Origin of the sequence: Thiomonas intermedia (assembly GCF_002028405.1) — a bacterium.
Lineage (GTDB): Bacteria > Pseudomonadota > Gammaproteobacteria > Burkholderiales > Burkholderiaceae_C > Thiomonas > Thiomonas intermedia.
This window is the reverse complement of the sequence record NZ_CP020046.1, coordinates 254,287-271,016: the sequence shown is the minus strand read 5'-3', so window position 1 is coordinate 271,016 and position 16,730 is coordinate 254,287. Positions and strand designations below refer to the sequence as shown.

Annotated in this window: 20 protein-coding genes; 6 read left to right on the top strand and 14 right to left on the bottom strand. The window is 62.3% G+C overall.

The features are described from left to right. Positions 1-2: 2 nt before the first annotated feature. Positions 3-176, bottom strand: a complete 174-nt coding sequence (locus BVH73_RS15635) for a hypothetical protein (RefSeq protein ID WP_154048386.1) — start codon at positions 174-176, stop codon at positions 3-5. A gap of 251 nt (positions 177-427) precedes the next feature. Between BVH73_RS15635 and BVH73_RS01310 the strand changes: the two genes are divergently transcribed. Next, the gene (locus tag BVH73_RS01310) at positions 428-1,753 is read left to right on the top strand and encodes a GGDEF domain-containing protein (RefSeq protein WP_079415416.1); all 1,326 of its coding nucleotides are present in this window, start codon (positions 428-430) and stop codon (positions 1,751-1,753) included. A 143-nt stretch (positions 1,754-1,896) separates the two neighbouring features. Next, positions 1,897-2,586 carry a P-loop NTPase family protein gene (locus tag BVH73_RS01305; RefSeq protein WP_079420216.1) on the top strand — a complete coding sequence of 230 codons (690 nt, stop codon included), beginning with the start codon at positions 1,897-1,899 and terminating at the stop codon, positions 2,584-2,586. Positions 2,587-2,605: 19 nt separating this feature from the next. Here BVH73_RS01305 and BVH73_RS01300 read toward each other — a convergent pair whose 3' ends face one another. Both BVH73_RS01300 and BVH73_RS01295 read right to left on the bottom strand, forming a co-directional pair. Beyond that, positions 2,606-3,550, bottom strand: coding sequence for an MBL fold metallo-hydrolase (locus BVH73_RS01300; protein ID WP_079415414.1), 945 nt, complete (start codon positions 3,548-3,550; stop codon positions 2,606-2,608). Positions 3,551-3,570: 20 nt separating this feature from the next. Further along, positions 3,571-4,113 carry a hypothetical protein gene (locus BVH73_RS01295; protein WP_154048385.1) on the bottom strand — a complete coding sequence of 181 codons (543 nt, stop codon included), beginning with the start codon at positions 4,111-4,113 and terminating at the stop codon, positions 3,571-3,573. A gap of 90 nt (positions 4,114-4,203) precedes the next feature. Here BVH73_RS01295 and BVH73_RS01290 point away from each other — a divergent pair, with 90 nt between their 5' ends. After that, entirely contained in the window at positions 4,204-4,824 is a 621-nt protein-coding gene (locus tag BVH73_RS01290; protein WP_169836730.1) for a Crp/Fnr family transcriptional regulator, read from the top strand. 9 nt (positions 4,825-4,833) lie between these two features. Here the strand turns inward: BVH73_RS01290 and arsC are convergent, their stop codons facing one another. The 11 genes from arsC to BVH73_RS01235 all read right to left on the bottom strand — a co-directional run bounded on the left by arsC (position 4,834) and on the right by BVH73_RS01235 (position 12,691). Then, on the bottom strand, positions 4,834-5,259 hold the full coding sequence (gene arsC, locus BVH73_RS01285) for an arsenate reductase (glutaredoxin) (RefSeq protein WP_079415410.1): 426 nt from the start codon (positions 5,257-5,259) through the stop codon (positions 4,834-4,836). Positions 5,260-5,267: 8 nt separating this feature from the next. Beyond that, the gene (locus BVH73_RS01280) at positions 5,268-5,723 is read right to left on the bottom strand and encodes a VOC family protein (RefSeq protein ID WP_079415408.1); all 456 of its coding nucleotides are present in this window, start codon (positions 5,721-5,723) and stop codon (positions 5,268-5,270) included. 54 nt (positions 5,724-5,777) lie between these two features. Further along, a complete protein-coding gene (locus BVH73_RS01275) occupies positions 5,778-6,281 on the bottom strand; it encodes a GlcG/HbpS family heme-binding protein (RefSeq protein ID WP_079415406.1) in 504 nt (167 codons plus the stop codon). 33 nt (positions 6,282-6,314) lie between these two features. Beyond that, a complete protein-coding gene (locus BVH73_RS01270; RefSeq protein WP_079415404.1) occupies positions 6,315-6,551 on the bottom strand; it encodes a thioredoxin family protein in 237 nt (78 codons plus the stop codon). A 38-nt stretch (positions 6,552-6,589) separates the two neighbouring features. Next, positions 6,590-6,841: a YgaP family membrane protein gene (locus BVH73_RS01265; RefSeq protein ID WP_079415402.1), complete on the bottom strand. Its 252-nt coding sequence runs from the start codon at positions 6,839-6,841 to the stop codon at positions 6,590-6,592. A gap of 45 nt (positions 6,842-6,886) precedes the next feature. Beyond that, entirely contained in the window at positions 6,887-7,957 is a 1,071-nt protein-coding gene (locus BVH73_RS01260; RefSeq protein WP_079415400.1) for a permease, read from the bottom strand. 125 nt (positions 7,958-8,082) lie between these two features. After that, a complete protein-coding gene (locus BVH73_RS01255) occupies positions 8,083-8,427 on the bottom strand; it encodes an ArsR/SmtB family transcription factor (protein WP_245800377.1) in 345 nt (114 codons plus the stop codon). Further along, entirely contained in the window at positions 8,424-9,125 is a 702-nt protein-coding gene (locus BVH73_RS01250; protein ID WP_079420212.1) for a nitroreductase family protein, read from the bottom strand. The genes BVH73_RS01255 and BVH73_RS01250 overlap by 4 nt, the downstream gene beginning before the upstream one ends. Continuing rightward, positions 9,104-9,415, bottom strand: a complete 312-nt coding sequence (locus BVH73_RS01245; protein ID WP_079415398.1) for a c-type cytochrome — start codon at positions 9,413-9,415, stop codon at positions 9,104-9,106. The genes BVH73_RS01250 and BVH73_RS01245 overlap by 22 nt, the downstream gene beginning before the upstream one ends. 192 nt (positions 9,416-9,607) lie before the next feature. Then, entirely contained in the window at positions 9,608-12,130 is a 2,523-nt protein-coding gene (locus tag BVH73_RS01240; protein ID WP_079415396.1) for an arsenate reductase (azurin) large subunit, read from the bottom strand. 21 nt (positions 12,131-12,151) lie between these two features. Next, a complete protein-coding gene (locus BVH73_RS01235; protein ID WP_079415394.1) occupies positions 12,152-12,691 on the bottom strand; it encodes an arsenate reductase (azurin) small subunit in 540 nt (179 codons plus the stop codon). A gap of 212 nt (positions 12,692-12,903) precedes the next feature. Between BVH73_RS01235 and BVH73_RS01230 the strand changes: the two genes are divergently transcribed. Genes BVH73_RS01230 through BVH73_RS01220 form a run of 3 tightly spaced genes read left to right on the top strand, consistent with a single transcriptional unit; the run spans position 12,904 to position 16,626 of the window. Next, positions 12,904-13,794 (top strand): substrate-binding domain-containing protein, encoded by an 891-nt coding sequence (locus BVH73_RS01230; RefSeq protein WP_079415392.1) that lies wholly within the window; start codon positions 12,904-12,906, stop codon positions 13,792-13,794. Next, positions 13,791-15,287, top strand: coding sequence for a sensor histidine kinase (locus BVH73_RS01225; protein WP_079415390.1), 1,497 nt, complete (start codon positions 13,791-13,793; stop codon positions 15,285-15,287). The genes BVH73_RS01230 and BVH73_RS01225 overlap by 4 nt, the downstream gene beginning before the upstream one ends. After that, positions 15,280-16,626, top strand: a complete 1,347-nt coding sequence (locus tag BVH73_RS01220; protein ID WP_079415388.1) for a sigma-54-dependent transcriptional regulator — start codon at positions 15,280-15,282, stop codon at positions 16,624-16,626. The genes BVH73_RS01225 and BVH73_RS01220 overlap by 8 nt, the downstream gene beginning before the upstream one ends. The last annotated feature ends 104 nt before the right edge of the window (positions 16,627-16,730 follow it).

Genomic DNA, 16,730 nt, shown 5'->3' with positions numbered 1-16,730 from the left:
CTTCAGCCCGAGTGCGCCGGCGTGCTCGCCGCGCTTGGCGGAACCTGCGCCACGCTCTGATCCGGCACGTGATGGGCGCCGGCCGCGAAGACATGGCTGTAGCCCATGTCGAAACCGATGGCCAGACAGACGACGAGCAGCACCGCAAGGCCCGCGATATAGAGTTTTGTGCCCATGATGAATCCCGTTGGTGAATCCGTGCATTCGCACGGACTGATGCATTCAACTTAGGCTTTCGCGCCGACGGCGCAAGGTCTGCTCACCAACCGTCACAAGCGATACCTCTGGAGAGGAAGTCCAGCGGCAGGCGGCGCCGATTACACTGGGTTACTTGTGCTCCGCCAAGGCGAGGCTGCAAGCTGATCGTCAGGCTATCCCGGGCCGACGTGCCGCGTTCATGCCGGGATGTCCTGTTCAAGCGATCATCATGAGGTGTGCGTTGCAAGAGGGTCTGCCTTCACTGGGGGTGCTGTTCGGGAACATGGCCGATGCGGTCTACCTGCTCGACCCGATCACCTCGAACATTCTGTGGTGCAACCCCAGTGCCCATGCCAGCCTCGGTCTGGAGTCGGGCGAAGTGTTGAATCACTCGGTGCTCAGCCTGCAGATGGACGTGACGGGTCTGCCGCAGTGGGCCGATATTGCCGGGGTCATCCGAGGGGCATCGTGCTACACCTTCCTGGGGCGGCACCGCCACAAAGACGGCGGCGAAGTGCCGGTGGAAGTCAACACCACCGCATTCACCCTGGGCGGGCGCGAGTATTTTCTTTCGGTGGCGCGCGACATCAGCCGACGCATGAGCCTGGAGGGGCCGGCCGGTACGCAGGACGAGCGTCTGCGCTTCGCGCTCAACCTGGCGATGGATGGTCTGTGGGACTGGAATATGCGCACCGACGAGGTCTATTTCAGCCCGCAGCTCAAGCGCATGCTTGGCTACGGTCCCGATGAGATGGCCCCGCATGTCGATACCTGGAAGCGCAACATCCATCCGGATGATCGGGATCAGGTGATGTCGCTGATCGAACAGCATCTGCGCGGGCGCCTGATGCGATTCGAGGCCGAGTACCGGCTGCGCAACCGCAACGGACACGACATCTGGGTGCACGATCGCGGGCAGGTCTGCGAGCGCGATGCCCAGGGCAGACCCACGCGGGTGGTCGGCATGGTGCAGAACGTCACCGATCGCAAGCTGCTGGAGTTGCGCCTGGAGAAACTGGCCAGCATCGACGATCTGACCCAGCTCCCCAATCGCCGCGCCGGCATGGCCTTCCTCAGCCACCAGATGGCACTTTCCGAGCGCACGGGTGAACAGCTCAGTCTGGGCGTGCTCGACATCGACGCCTTCAAATCGGTCAATGACCGATTCGGTCATGCGCAGGGCGACGAGGTGCTGCACCAGGTGGCCATGCTGCTGCGCGAAACCGTGCGCACCTGCGACTACCTCTACCGTTCGGGCGGCGAGGAGTTCATTCTGGTTTTCCCCGGCGCCGACCGCGAGAAGGCCGACGCCATCGCGGCCGACATTCATGCCGCGCTCGAAGCCAAAGACTGGGAGGGCGAGCTCGGCATGCCCGCGGTGACCGTGAGCATCGGGCTGGCGAGCTATCCCCAGGATCTCTCGCTGATGCACAAACTGCTCGATCAGGCCGATCTGGCCCTCTACCGTGCCAAGGAGTTGGGCCGCAATCGCACCTGCCATGCCCGGGATCTGCTCGTGGCGGCATCGGCGCCGCCGCATGTCGCCAGGCGATGAGGCAGGTCAGGCGGGGCACGCATTTTGCGTGTGCGCAGCAGGCGATGTCGCAGCGCGATCAACAGTGGGTGGCTTGACGCCGTGCCGCTGCGCCATCGGTGTTAATCAACGGCCGCTGTGCGGCAGATATTCGGGAGATGAAGATGCGCTGGATCCACCTGATTGGCGGTGAAAAGGGCGGCGTCGGCAAGTCGCTGATGGCGCGTTTGCTGGCTCAGTACTGCATTGATCATGGCCTGCCTTTTGTCGGCTTCGACTCGGACAGATCTCACGGAGCGCTGCTGCGCTTTTATGCCGACTACACCTCGCCTGTGGTGGTCGATCGTTACGAGAGTCTGGATGGCCTCGTCGAAGCCGCCCTAGCCGAGCCGGAACGGCGCGTGCTCGTCGATCTGGCCGCGCAAACGCAGGCGGCGCTGGAGCGATGGATGGAGGATTCCGGCCTGCTCGACCTCGCCCCCGAACTTGGCCTGCAAATCCGCTACTGGCACGTGATGGATTCGGGCCGCGATTCCGTCGATTTGTTGCGCACACTGCTCGACCGCTTCGGCGCACGCCTGGACATCGTGCTGGTGCTCAACCAGTTGCGCGGTGACGACTTCGGCATCCTGGAGCAGTCGGGCCAGAAGCAGCGAGCCCTGGATCTGGGCGCCCGCATCATGCCGCTCAGGCGGCTGCACGAAGCCGCCATGATCAAGATCGACGCCGCCAGCAGCAGCTTCTGGGCCGCTACGCACAGCGCCGTTGTGCACGACATGGGTCTTCTGGAGCGCCAGCGGGTGAAAACCTGGCTGCGCAACGCCTACCAGGAGCTGGACGCTCTGGGCATCTGATGCCACCCGTGCCGTTGGCTTACTGCATCTGGAATTCCAGGTAGGTGCGGTTGATGTTCTTCTTGTTGATGCCCTCGGCGTTATTGAGCTTGAGAAACGCCTCGGGCGTTGCTGCCGCGACGCGGTTCACGGTCTTTTCCAGATCGTCCATGCTCTCTGCGGCGGGTTTGACCTCGCGCACCAGCCAGTCGAGATAGTCGCCGGTTTCAGCCTGCGCCTTGGCCAGGCTGCAAGGCTTGCCGTGGCCGGGAACGATGATCTCGGGCTTGAGGGTGGAGGCGAACGTCTTGAAAGTCTGTGCCCATTGATCAACGCGACTGCCGTTGTCCAGCACACCGAGCATGCGGTCTACGAAGACGAGATCGCCACTGAAGGCAATGCGCTGGCTGGGCATCCACACCACGGCATCGCCGGGGAAGTGTCCGGTGCCAAAGTGGCGCAGCTCCAGTGAGACGCCGCCGAGGGTGAGCTTGGCTTCATTGCCGGGTAGCGGATCTGGGCTGGTCAGGGGTTTGAAGTCTTCAGCGTTGACGCCGAATTGCATTTTGAGCGACTGCATTTCCTTCTCAGCGTTGGCCTGCTCGACATCGACGGTTGTCGCCAGCGCGATGATTTTTGCGCCCTGTGCGGCAAACCAGGCGTTGCCTAGCCAGCGATGGTCCTGGCTTCCCGTGTTGATCACCCACCGCACCGGCTTGTCGGTGACGGTATGCAGCGCTTTGGCAATGAGTTGGGCGCCAGCGTTGCCAGCGCCGCTGTCGATGAGAATCACGCCGTCGGGGGTGACGATGGCGCCGAACGTGGCGTTGTCGCCGGCATTGGCCGCGTCGCGCTGGCCGAGAGGGCCGACGAGGGCGTAGATGTTGTCGGCGACTTTCACGGGCTGCAGCACGCTGGCCTGCGCGGTGATGGCCGCGGCCGCCAGGGCGAGGGTTGCGAATGTTTTGGCTAGGGTCTGGAACATGGTGGGCTTCCTGGACGGGTCTACTTCAGCTTGTAGGCTGCGTGGCAGGCCACGCAGTTCTGGTTGACTTTGGCCAAGGCGGCAATCGCGGGACGCAGATCGCCGCTGACGCTGGCGTCCTGTGCGATCACCGCGAACTGACTGGCGCTCTGGTGCATGGCATAACCCAATTCGCGCATGCCGGCGGGCATGTAGCGGGCTGAGTCGTACATGTCGCCATGCATGGAACTCAGCCCGAGCTTGTTTTCGGCCAGCCGTGCGGCGAGTTCGTATTCATTCCTGGACAGGGCCATTTGAATGTCGCCCAGTGCCTGCAGGTGCGCGCGCATCTCGGCAAGCGTCGCGCGTTTTGCGGCGGCGGGAAAGTGCACGGCCTTGCGATCGTCGGCCTTGGGTGCGGCTTGTTGGGTCACCGCGGCAGGTGGCATGGCATGTTGAGGCATGCCGTGCTGCGCCATGTCGTGCGGCATGGGCGCTGCGGTTTGTGCCTGGGCGAGGGGCATGCCGAGGCCGGCGGCGAGGCAGGCGAGGGTCAGGCGTTGGAAAAGGACACTTGGGGTCATGACAAACGGGGAGAGAGATAAAGATGGATAGGGTTGACGGCAACACCGCATGGTGAGGCCCGGGGCTAGCATCTGTCCATGATTTCAATCATGTCAGCCGTATGGAGCGGGGAAGCCGCCGATGCCCCCGCAGACTGGCCACCTGCCTTGCGCGCCCTGGCCCGTCCCCATCGTCTGCAGGCCGGGCAAACCGTGTTCGCGCGAGGTGAGGCTCCCGAGCGCGTGTTCTGGATCGAGCGGGGCGAGGTGCGCCTGCAGCGTGCTTCGGCCGATGGTCGGCTGATCGTGCTGCAGCGCGTGCGCCAGGGCTTTCTGGCCGAGGCCAGTCTGCAGGCTCCGGCGTATCACTGCGACGCCTGGGTGGCGCAGGATGGACTGGCCTGGAGCTTCGCCCGGGCGCCCCTGCTGGCGACCATGGCCGAATCGAACGCCCTGGCGCTGTGGTGGGCGGGGCGGATGGCGCAGCAGTTGCGCGACGCTCGCCTGCGCTGCGAGCGCCTGTCCTTGCACACGGCACGCGAGCGGGTGCTGCATGCGCTGGAGACCGAAGGCCGGGACGGCGTGCTCGCGCTGCCCGCCCTGCGCAAGGACTGGGCCGACGAACTCGGCCTCACGCCCGAGGCGCTTTACCGCACCTTGGCCGTGTTGCAACGCGAAGGGGTGGTGGTGCTGCGCGACGGGCAGTTGCATCGCGGCCAGGCGTCGGGGTGAACGCGCGGATCAGCCGACGCGTCGGCCGTCTTCGCCGATCACCACCTCGCCGTCCTCCTTGCTGAAGGGCGGCAGCGGCCCGGCGGGCAACAGCTCGAGCACGGTTTCTGACGGACGACACAGCCGGACGCCCTTGGGCGAGACGACGATGGGGCGCTCCATCAGGATGGGATGGGCCATCATGGCTTCGACCAGAGCATCGTCCGTCAGTGTGGTGTCGTCGAGGCCGAGCGCCTCGAAGGGCGTGCCTTTGCGCCGCAGCAGTTGCCGGGGCGACATCTGCAGGGCCGACATCAGGGCAAGCAGGGTGGCGCGGTCGGGCGGCGTCTTGAGATAGTCCACGATGTCGGGCTCGATGCCGGCGTGGCGTATCAGCGCCAGCACATTGCGCGACGTGCCGCATTGCGGGTTGTGATAGATGCGGATAGCGGTCATGGTGGGTCTCAGTTGTTGGGCAGCAGGAAAACGGGCTCCTGGTCGGCGGGCATCTGGGCGAGTTCGTCCGGGCTCAGTCGGGCATAGATTTCGATCAGATAGCCGCTGGGGTCTCGCAGCCACAGTTCGTGCAACGGCGTGCCGCGCCAGGTGGTGCGCGGCGGCTTGACGATTTCGGCACCTGCAGCCACGGCGGTGTGGTGTGCCGCGATGACCTCCGCCTTGCCCGCCACGCCCAGTCCGAGGTGGTAGAGGCTGTAGGTGTCCAGCGCCTGGCCACGGTCGTTGACCAGCAGCACCAGATTAAGGTGCAGATGTGGCACGACAAAAGTGCTGTAGCGGGCCGTGCCGTCTTTGGGCGGCAGGCCGAAGAAGGCGGTGTAGAACGTCGTGCTGCGCGCAAGATCGGCCACACGCAGACTCATGTGGAATTCGTGGGCGACAGGGAAGGGCGTGAAGGGCATGGGGGTGTTCTCAAAAGTCTCAAGGAGCCCACGTGCGAGGCGTGGGCTGCACCGTCAGAATGCCAGATCTTCGGCCACGGCATCCAGCCCAGCCTTGGCACAAATGTCGTGGTTCGCTCCGCCCGGCGCTCCCGATACGCCGATGGTGCCCACCATCTGCCCCGCGGCATCGATCGGCAGGCCGCCTCCCACCATCACCACACCGGGCAGCGACTTGATCGCCTGCTCGGGCGAGTCGGGCCTGTTCAGGCCGACCGCCACCGCGCTGGTCGCCTGCCGCCAGCTGGCGGCGGTGCGTGCCTTGCCATCGGCCGCCTCGACCGTGTGCCAGCCGGCATAGCGGTCGCGCAGCATGACCAGCGGCAAACCAGAGGGATCGGTCACCGTCACGGCGACTTGCCAGCCCCGCTTGGCGCATTCGGCCTTGGCGGCCTGGGCCGCCTTGAGGGCGACTTCGGGGGTGATGATTTTTTGTGTCCACGTGGACGAGTCGGCATGGGCGGCTGCAGCCACCACGCTGCCCGCGACCAGGGCCAGGGCGAAGAGGGTCTTGTTCATGAGGTTTCTGGGTTGGTTAAGAGAGAAGCGCCATCAGCCGACGAGCCAGCCTTCCACTTGCGAACGGCTGGGAATGCCGCCGCTGTGCACCACTTTGCCGTCGATGACCACGCCGGGCGTGCGCATGATGCCGTATTGCATGATGGAGGGAATGTCCTCGACCTTGTCGACCTGTGCCTGCAGACCTTTGGCCGCGAGCACGTCCTCGACCAGCTTCTGGGTGTTTTTACAGTTGGCACAGCCCGTGCCGAGGATTTTGATGTTCAGCATGAGATCTCCTTTGGATCGAGGGGTGAGCAAGGCGCGGCTCAGCAGCAGCCCTTGCCCGGCGAGGTGGTGCCGCAGGCACTGGTCGCCTCCTTCAGGCCCAGCGCCTTGAAAATCCGGGCTGCGGGGCAAAAACCGGTGAAACCCATCTGGAACAGATTCAGGCCGACGAAGACCGTCAGCCAAAGCCAGGTGGGGCGGAACAGGTCGATCTGTTGCGTGATTTGCGCCAGGACCAGGCTGAGCAGCACCATGAACCCTGCCATGATGCTCACCATGCGATTGACGGTCATACGAGTCTCCTAGAGTTGAGAGAGGAAATGCCGATGTGAGAAGCGTCACATCACCGCGTTGAACACATAGCCGACGATGACAATGCCCACCGACACCACGCCGGCGAACAGCGCGATGAGTCTGGGCTTCATCACCTTCTTCAGAATCATGAACTCGGGCAGCGACAGCGCAGTCACTGCCATCATGAAAGCCAGGGTGGTGCCCAGTGCCGCCCCCTTGCCCAGCAGGGCCTGCACCACCGGGATGATGCCCGCCGCGTTCGAATACATCGGCACGCCCATGAGCACGGCCAGAGGCACCGACCACCAGGCGCTCTTGCCCATGAGATGAGCCATGAAGTCCTGCGGCACATAGCCGTGGATCCACGCGCCCACGCCCACGCCTGCCAGGATGTAGGGAGCGACCTTGAGCACGATGTCGCGCACATGGGCCCAGCCCTGGGCGAAGCGGGCCTGCCAGACGAGCCGCCCCTCCTCACCCTGCACCGCGGGCATGTCGAACACCCACGGCTCAACCAGGTTCACCGGGTTCATGCGCCCGATCACCAGTCCGGCCGCAATCGCCACCGCCAGACCCAGGCTCAGATAGATGGCCGCGATCTTCCAGCCGAACATGCCCAGCAGCAGCGCCAGCGCCACCTCGTTGACCATGGGCGCGGACACCAGGAACGAGAACGTCACGCCCAGCGGTACACCGGCGGTGAGAAAGCCAATGAACAGCGGCACGGCCGAGCAGGAACAGAACGGAGTGACGATGCCTAGCGCCGCAGCCATGACGTTGCCCACGCCCTGACGGCGTCCGGCCAGGATGGAGCGGGTCTTCTCGGGGGTGAAAAAAGTCTGGATCACGCCAACGACAAACACGATGAGCGCCAGCAGCATCAGCACCTTGGGCACCTCAAAGACAAAGAAGGCCACGGCGCTGTAAAGGTGTCCTGCCGGTGACAAGCCGGTCACGGCCGAGAGCCCGTGCATGAAGGCGTCGGTACCCGGTTCGAGTTGGCTGTACGCCGCCGCCCAGCCAAGTACGAACAGCACAGGCACGATCCAGGCGCGCCAGGCGGCGGGTTGAACCGCGGGGGCAGGACTCGGGGCGGCCTGGACGGGGCTTTGCATGGAAACCTCACAAGAATGATGTCTACTTGTGATGACGCAAGGCCTGCGAAAAAGATGCAGCCTCCCAGCCGAAGTTATCGCTCGTTTAGTTCGGCATGTGCAACCCTGCGCGTTCTACGATGACTTCACGTCGTCATGCAGACGGTGTTGCACAACTCTGCAACGAGGCGCCGTTGCATGGCGTAGACAACTTGATGCCCGGCCCGATGACTTCTCACGATGCCTGCTAGGCGCAGGTGGCGCAGGTGGGCAGATACATTGGGCTGTGAACTGTGCACCAGTGTGACCAGATTTTGCACGGTTTGCGCCTGCCGGTTGAGTTGACAGACGATTTTTAGCCGGATCGGGCTCGATAAGGATGCGAACAGCTCAGCAGCTTCCTGGAAGATGGCCTCGACGACTTCCGTGGTGGCTGCATCGGCACTGGAAGAGGGTGGTGTGATGTCGACAAAGGGGTGCGCCTGCCTCATGGCGCAGGCACCTGCACCAGCGTTGCGCTTGTCGGGCTCACGTGGAGTTTACTGACGAAGGATTCCGGGGTTGGCCGCTTGCGCTGCGTCTTGCTGGATAGTGGTGTTCCAACCAATACGAAGCAGACGGCTTGTTCCGCATCATCCAGCATGAACAGGCGACGCAGCGGCTCGGAGTTCAGCGCCAGACCGCTGACCAAGCCCGCGCCGAACCCCTGGGCCTGCGCCTGCAGCAGCACATTCTGCAATGCACAGCCCAACGAGACCAGACGTTCGGCAGGAGGAATCTCGGGATGCTCATCATGCAGGCGGGCAATGGCCAGGGCGAGAAAGGGGCCGCGAAAGGCCTTGTCCCTGGCGTCCTGCAGTTGCATTTCCGTGGCATTCGGATCGCGGTCGAACAAGGCCTGAGCAAATGCGTCACCCAGAAGACCGCGAGCAGAAGTCGGGACGACCACGAAACGCCACGGCAAGATCAGGCCGTGGTCTGGTGCTTGCGCCGCAGCATCGAACAAGGCCCTGGTCTGCTCTGCGTCTGGCCCTGGCTCACGCAGACGCTTGGGTGAAACCTGCTGACGTCTGCGCAGCAGCGCAGCCACGATTCCCGCTTCGCTGACCTGTGTTGCAGTTGCCACCGCCGCCACAGTTGCCTGCGCCTGTGTTGGCGAGTGCGCACTCACTTCAGGCTCAGGATCCATGCGACCAGTTCCTTGGCTTGAGCGGGGGTGACATTGGTATTGGCTGGCATCGGCATTTGCCCCCAAGTGCCAACATGGCCATGCAATACGGCGTTGACCAGCATCTGCTCGGCCCCGGGTTTGCCGGCGTATTTTTGCGCCACGGCTTTATAGGCCGGCCCGACGATCTTGGTATCGACTGCATGGCAAGCCAGGCAGTTCTTTGACTTGGCCAGGGCCATCATGTCTGGTGCTGCCCAGGCTTGGACGGTGCAGGCGCTCAGCAGCGCAGTGATCAGGATTTTTTTCATGGCAGTTCCTTTTATGTAATTTCAGGCAGTGGTGGATCGGCAGTGTCGCCGAAGGAGAATTTCTGATCAGGGGCGGAAAAAACGGGCTGCAGCCGCAGCCCGTCCGATACGCCGCTGAGGAGGAGAGCGGCCCCCAAGTGCATCAGGCGCAGCAAGGGAGATCGAAAACGATTGGCTTGACGGCCCGGTGAGTCAGGCTTCGTACAGGCGGCTCTTGGTTGTGACGGTGCGCTGCCATTCGGGCATCGACCCAACGCGCCGGATATTGGCCCAGGATCCCTTGTAATAAGGGAGGAAATGGACATCCGTTGCGGTGCTGGTCACCGAGCCTTGAACGCCTTTGGGCGCGCCGAACACCATGAACGTGCTGCCCAGTTTGAGGGAAGCCTCAGGGTAGGCCATCGCCGTCGTTGCGCCGTTGTCGTTGAAGACCTCGACGATGTCCGTCGAATGGATGCCCAATCCTTGCATGTCGGCAGGGTTCATCTGGATGATGGCAATCGGGTAGCGCTCCGTGATGAACTTGTCGTACTGATCGTTGTACCAGGACTGCCAGACCTCATTGAGCCGACCGTTGTTGACCCAAAATTTGAATTTGGCCTTTTGATCGGCTGCGGGTTTGAGCATGCCTTGCCAGGCAGCCGGGAAAATTCTTGCCTTGCCGCTTTTTGTGTCGAATTTTCCCTCGGTGTAGAGCATCTCCGTGCCGATCAGCTTGTCGCCCTCGACTTGTTTCACAGGGAGTTGCACGCCGTTGTTGCCTGCCTTGCGCAGCAGGGCGTAGGTGGCCAGATGTCCGGTCGGTCCGCCCTGGCTATCGATTTCACCTACACCGGGCTGACCGGCGCGACGGAAGCCGTCGTTGAAGGCATCTTCCTCTGTGGCCCAATCGAAGCCTTCGAAATGCTTGGACATCTTGGCATTGCCCTCTTTTTCGTACATCACCTTGATGGTGTTGGCGATGCGCGCGGCAATCAGACAGTCGGGCAGAGCCTCGCCCGGTGGGTCGATGAATTTTTCCGTCAGTCTCATGCGGCGCTCGCCGTTCATCGAAGTGAGGTTCATCTCGCCGGATTGCGCGGCGGGGAACATAATCTGGGCCGCCTCCGCGAGCATGGTGGGATAGATATTCATCATGCCAACGAACAGGCCGCCTTTCTGTGTGGCGGCGTAGATCACATCCACCATCTCGGAGGGCGTGGCACCGCGTGCCTTGGCCATCGCGCTTCGCACGATCTGGCTGCGCCGGATGACGGCTTCGCGCAACGCCTGGGCATTGTTGGTGGTCTGGAAGCTGTTGCACGCCCAGTAGGTCATCATCTTGCCCTTGCCGTTGATGAGGTAGTCATCGACCTCGATCAATTTGTCGTGCATGGGAATAGGGAAATTGGCCGCCGGGTAACGATGCGCCGGCTCCGGGTAGCCGGGGCGGCAATAGCCTTCCTGGTGACCGCCCATGCGGACCCACCCGGTGCCGCGGCGCCCGACGTTGTGCGTGGCGACGACCACCGCACCCATGGCCTGCTCGGTGACGTAGTTGTTATTGCCCCAGATGATGCCTTTCTCGAAGGCGTGCATGGTGCGTGGCAGCTTGCCTGGTGCCTTGGGTTTGTAGCTCCACTCGGCAGCCTGCTTGATCTGCGCCACCGGCAGGCCGGTGATGCGGCTGCATTCATCGAGCGACATCCGGTTGGTCTTCACTGCTTGGTCAAAACCCTCGGTGTGCTGGGCGATGAAATCCTTGTCGATCCAGCCCTGATCGACGATGTAGGTGAGCATGCCGTTCCACAGCGCGCCATCCGCGCCTGGATTGATGGCCAAGTGCAAGACTTGGTCTTTGGCGACGCTCTCGCTGATCGAGATCGACGGTGTGCGCCGTGGATCGACAAAGATGAACTTGCCCGCGGCCACCGGCTCATCGGGGAACATCTTTTTCTTCTTGTCGAGCGTGGCGCCTTGAAGATTGGGCAGCCAGTGCACCAGGAAGTAGTTGGTCTGGTTTTCGTAAGGATTATTGCCGTTGGACCAGATCACGTCAGCGATTTCAGCGTCTTCGTAGCTGTTGTTGAGCTCGAAAATGCCCATATCGCGATTACCGAAGCATTCGGAGTTGTAGGCGGGGCGGTTGTGGATGCGGCAGGTTGGCGTCTGGATGGCTGAGAACACGAGTTTGCCCGTGCCCCAGGTGTTTTCGAAGCCGCCGCCCGAGCCGCCATGGTCGAACATCGCCACCGCAATCGCGTCGGGGCCTTCCTTGTCGAGAATTTTCTTGACCATGCCGCCGTAAATCTGCAGGGCGTAATCCCAAGATGTGTCGAGCCACTCGCCGCCTTGGTAAATCCGCGGATGCAAAAGGCGTTCGCGGGTGATGCCGCTGTCGCCATGGAAATAAGACGCCATGCGGCCGCCGCGCGTCGAACTCTGCCCCTGATTGACCACGCATTCCTTGTCGGGGACGATCATGATGTTGTAGCGTTTGCCGTTCCGGTCGGTGACCACATTGGTCATGGCCGGGGTCATGATGGTGGAAAACGGCGGGAGCTGCTTGCGGAAATCCAGGCCCAGTGCATTCTGGCTGGGCGCCCGCCCGCCCTCCTTCTCGGCGTCCCACTTAAACGCGTGGTAGCCGCATCCAACGATGCAGAACTGGCAGGTGAGGTTGGTTTTCTGGGCATTGGCTGGGGGCAACGCAACGCGGTCTTTGAATTGCGACATGGTGTTCGTCTCCTTGATGGGTTACAGCACGTTGGCCTGGCGGCCGTAGATCAGGCCGGTCACGGCGATGGCATGCACCGAGTCGCTTGCGGCGTCGTAGCTGAGTTGAATCTGCGGCAGGTCTTCGGTGGCCTGGCCGCAGATCATCCGCCCGGATTTTTCGGGGTCGAACATGCTGTAGTGGCAGGGACACTTGAAGCTGCGGGTCTTGGGGTCATACATCAGCGGGCAGCCCATGTGGGTACACAGGCTGCTGTAAGCCACGATGTCGCCATCCGGGCCGACGCCGCCGGCCACGCGCTGGCCCATCTTGATCGCCACGCAGGGCGAATCGGCGTCTGGATAGCTGAACGACACGGGGGTGTTGGCCTGCATAGCCCTGGCCTTGCCGACTGTGGATTTGGGGTAGGGCAGCACGGCCATGCCAGCGGCTGCCTGAATGGCCGCTTGATCCGCTCCCGCCGCCATTGCGGGCCCTACCGGACTGACGGCAGCGCCTACGCCTGCTACGCTGGTTCCAGCGACTTTCAGAAAAATTCGGCGCGATACTTTCTCGGTCATGATGTCTCCTCGTGGGTGGTTGATGTCATCGCAGGTACAGCATTGCAATGGCCATGCCATCTCGTCATTACGTAAATCATCCAAGTAATATCAATGTCTTACGTGGGTTGCCGTGCGCTTGGTCAAGTCATTCGAAGCCTTGGCGTTTCAATTTTGTAACGCCCTGACGCGCCGCTGGTTACCAAAACGAAACGCACCCTCTGGAGAGCGCCATGCACCGCCGCACCGCACTTGCTGCACTGGCTTGTCTGGCCAATACAGCCGTTCAGGCTCAAGCTCGTGCGCATGGCGTGGGCAAGCCCTTTCGTTTTGGCGTCACGGATGTTTTTCTGCACGATGGCGCCATCCATCTTTGGCAGGCATTCCTGCAGGCGCAGCTCGGCCTGCCGGTGCAGATCATTCAAAAGTCGAGTTACCAGGAGGCGCTCGAAGCGCTGCGCTCGGATGAAATGGAAGCGGCCTGGATCTGTGGCTATCCCTATGTGGTGGCGCGCAGCTTCGTGCGGCTGTGTGCACAGCCCGGCTGGCATGGACAGCCGTGGTATCAGAGTTATCTGATCACCTCCGCATCGCGCACCCAGGCGCATTCGCTGGTTGATTTGAAGGGGGACGTGTTCGCTTTCGACGACCCCTTGTCGAACTCCGGCTATGTAGTGCCCGTGGTGGCGCTGCGCAGTTTGAACGAGACGCCGCAGCGATTCTTTCGCGGCACCTTCTACACCTATTCCCTGCACAAAGTAGTAGAGGCCGTCGGGAGCGGTCTGGCCGACTCAGGTACGGTCGACGGCTACATCTGGGAGGTGTTGCAGCTGCGGCGGTCGGCTGCGGCGCTCAAGACGCGCATCGTGGCCAAGTCACGGCGTTACGGCTTTCCGCCCGTCGTCACACGCAAGAACCTCGACTTCGGTTTGCATTTCCAGTTGCAGAAGGCCCTGCTCGACGCGCGCAAAAGTGCCGAAGGCCGCATGCTGCTCTCCAGCCTCGACCTTGAAAACTTCCTGCTGCCGCAGGAAAGCTGGTTTGAGGGCATCGGGGAACTGGCGGAGATTCTTGACGGCACGCATCCGCCCATCCCACTGCGCGAGATCTACGAAACTGCATGAATCTGCGCAATTCCCTGCTGTTGCGTCTGCCATTCGTTGCAGTCACGCTGGTCTTGCTGACAGCCCTGTTGATGGCCACGGGACTGGGTTTACTGACGCAACGCTATCTGATCGAAGATGTCGACGCAGGTGCGTTTCAGGCCATGGCGTCGTGGAACAAAAGCTTGCCCAGCCTGATTCAGCAAGACAACGTCTGGAGCGTGTATGAGGCCCTGACCTCGGTGACCGGGGCCGACGTTTTGCACACCACGTCGCTTGTGGTGGCGCTTGGGGCCAATGGCCGGGTCTTCGCGAGTTCAGACCCGCGTGTGTTTCCAACAGCCCGTCCGCCTGACTGGTCTTCGCTCTGGGCACCAGGAACGCTTGAACTTTCGTCGTATCAGCATCTAGAAGACCGAAGCGCGCATCCAGGCCAGTCTCCGCCGATCAAGAGCGGTCATTGGCGTATCTACGTCAGCGCCCTGCGCAGCGGGGCGGACTCAAACGTGGGCACATTGGTCTATGCGGTGAGCGATGAGCTCTATCGCGAGCGGCTGATTTCGATGCTGTGGTGGATTGCCATCATCACCGTGATCGCGGTGGCGCTTTTCGTTCCGGTTGTTTGGTTGCTGAGCCGGCGCATGCTCGCGCCACTGGCTGAGCTTCGGCGCTCCATGCTGCTCGATAGCGGACAGGCGCGGCAGGTGGGCTCTGTTCTAGCGGTACGGCCAGACGAAGTGGGCACACTGGCTGCAGCATTCACGCGCTTGCTCGATCAGGTGGAACAGGCGAGGCAGGCCGAAAAACTCGTAGCCGTGGGGGCGCTGGCCGGGGCCACGGCCCATGAAATCAACAATCCACTGGGCGGCATGCTCAATGCCCTGCATACCGCGCAGAGTTTCGGCAGCTTCGATCAGACGACGCGCCAGACCCTCGACCTGCTCGATCGCGGACTGGAACAGTTGCGCACCACGGCCCAGGCACTGTTGGCCCAGACGCGGCCGACCGAGCGCGACCTCATGCGGCAAGATTTTCTGGACCTTGCTGAACTCATTCGACCTTGCCAGGGGGAGCGCCAAGTACGCCTGCAGACAGAACTGGCTTTACCCGAACGTGTGGCGGTTGCAGTCGGGCCTGTACGGCAGGCCACGCTCAACATTCTGCTCAACGCCTGCCATGCCGCCCGGCCAGGCAGTGTGCTGGAATTGCAGGCGAAAACCCTTGAGCCGGGCCTTCTGCGCGTGACTGTGAGCAATCAGGGCTCGCGCCCCCCTGTGACCACACTCAGTAGCATCGCGGCTGCCGACATTCCGCCAACAGGCTCGGGGTTCGGGCTATGGGAGAGCCGACGCCTGCTCTCCGACATTGGTGGCAGTCTGCACCTCGATCATGTATCGGGCGTCACCATGGCCATCATCGAAATTCCGATGCGCGGCACCAGCGTTGCGGCTACAGTTGCCTCAGGTGCGCAGCATAGCCACCCCAGCGAAAATCGAGGAGACAGCCATGTTTGATCAAGCGATCCTGTTGGTGGAAGACGACCCCATCATGGGAGAGTCTTTGCAACAGCGTCTTACCCTCGAACATTTTTCTGTGAACTGGGTGCGTAACCTGGGTCGGGCCAAGGCGGAGCTGCAATTGCGGCTTTATCCCCTGGTGCTCAGCGACATCCGATTGCCGGACGGCAATGGCGAGGCGCTGCTTGGCGCCATGTTGCAGCGTTACGGCGGCTGTTGCCCCCCACTGGTGTTCATGACCGGCTTCGGCTCGGTAAATCAGGCTGTGCGACTGGTGCGCAATGGTGCGTGGGACTACATCCAGAAGCCATTCGATCTCGATTTGCTGATGCGCCGCATCCACGATTGGCTACCGGAGGGGGGAGATGCGCATGATGCATGGCTCGGTGTTTCTCCCGCCTCGCGAGCGCTTGAACAACTCGTTGAGCGGATCGCCCGGCTCGACCTACCGGTGCTCATCCAGGGCGAGTCAGGCACAGGCAAGGAGGTCGTGGCCGAGAAAATCCACGCCACGATGGCGGCGCAGCGCCCGGGCAAGGCACCCCCCTTTGTGGCCATCAACTGTGCGGCCATCAGCGACGGATTGCTTGAATCCGAACTTTTCGGCCACGAGCCCGGGGCCTTTACCGGGGCCGCCCGGCGCCATGTCGGTGTTTTCGAACAGGCGCATGGCGGCACCTTGTTTCTCGATGAAATCGGTGACATGCCGAGCCATGCGCAGGTCAAATTGTTGCGGGTTTTGCAGGACGGCAAGATTCGCCGGGTAGGCAGCGAAAAATCGATCCAGGTCGATGTGCGCTTGATTTGCGCCACGCACAAGCCTCTGGAAAAGCTCGTGGAGAGCGGCGAATTCCGGCAGGATCTTCTATTTCGCATCAGTGGAGTTCCGCTGCATTTGCCGCCGCTGCGGGATCGTCCCGATGATGCCGCCTGGCTGTCGCACAGACATGTGCATGCGCTCAATGCCAAGAGCGGACAACACAAGCGTATCGACCCCCAGTTCATCGCCTGGGCCCGGTCGCAGCCTTGGGAGGGCAATGTGCGGGAATTGTTCTCGGTCATCGAGCGTGCCTACCACTTTTCACCCGATTGCTGGGTACGTTGGACGCGCTCGGCAATCCCGTGCATGCAGCAGGACTTACCTGGCGGCGCGGCTACCGGCTCGACTGTGCCGGAACGCCTGGACAGCTATATCTCTCGTGTTGAACTCGACTACCTCCAGCAGCGACTGACCGAAAACAAGGGGCAGATCGCGAAGACCGCGGACAGTCTGGGCATCAGCCGTAAGACGCTCTGGGAGAAACTCAGGCGCTACCACCAAGAGGCAGGTGTCTGAGGAGACGGTCTTTGGCCGGGCACCAAAGTGTGTTCCACACTCCATGCAGACAACGGATAGTCCCCATGCCTTCGGCATTCATGGAATTCTGGGTCTTCCGAACA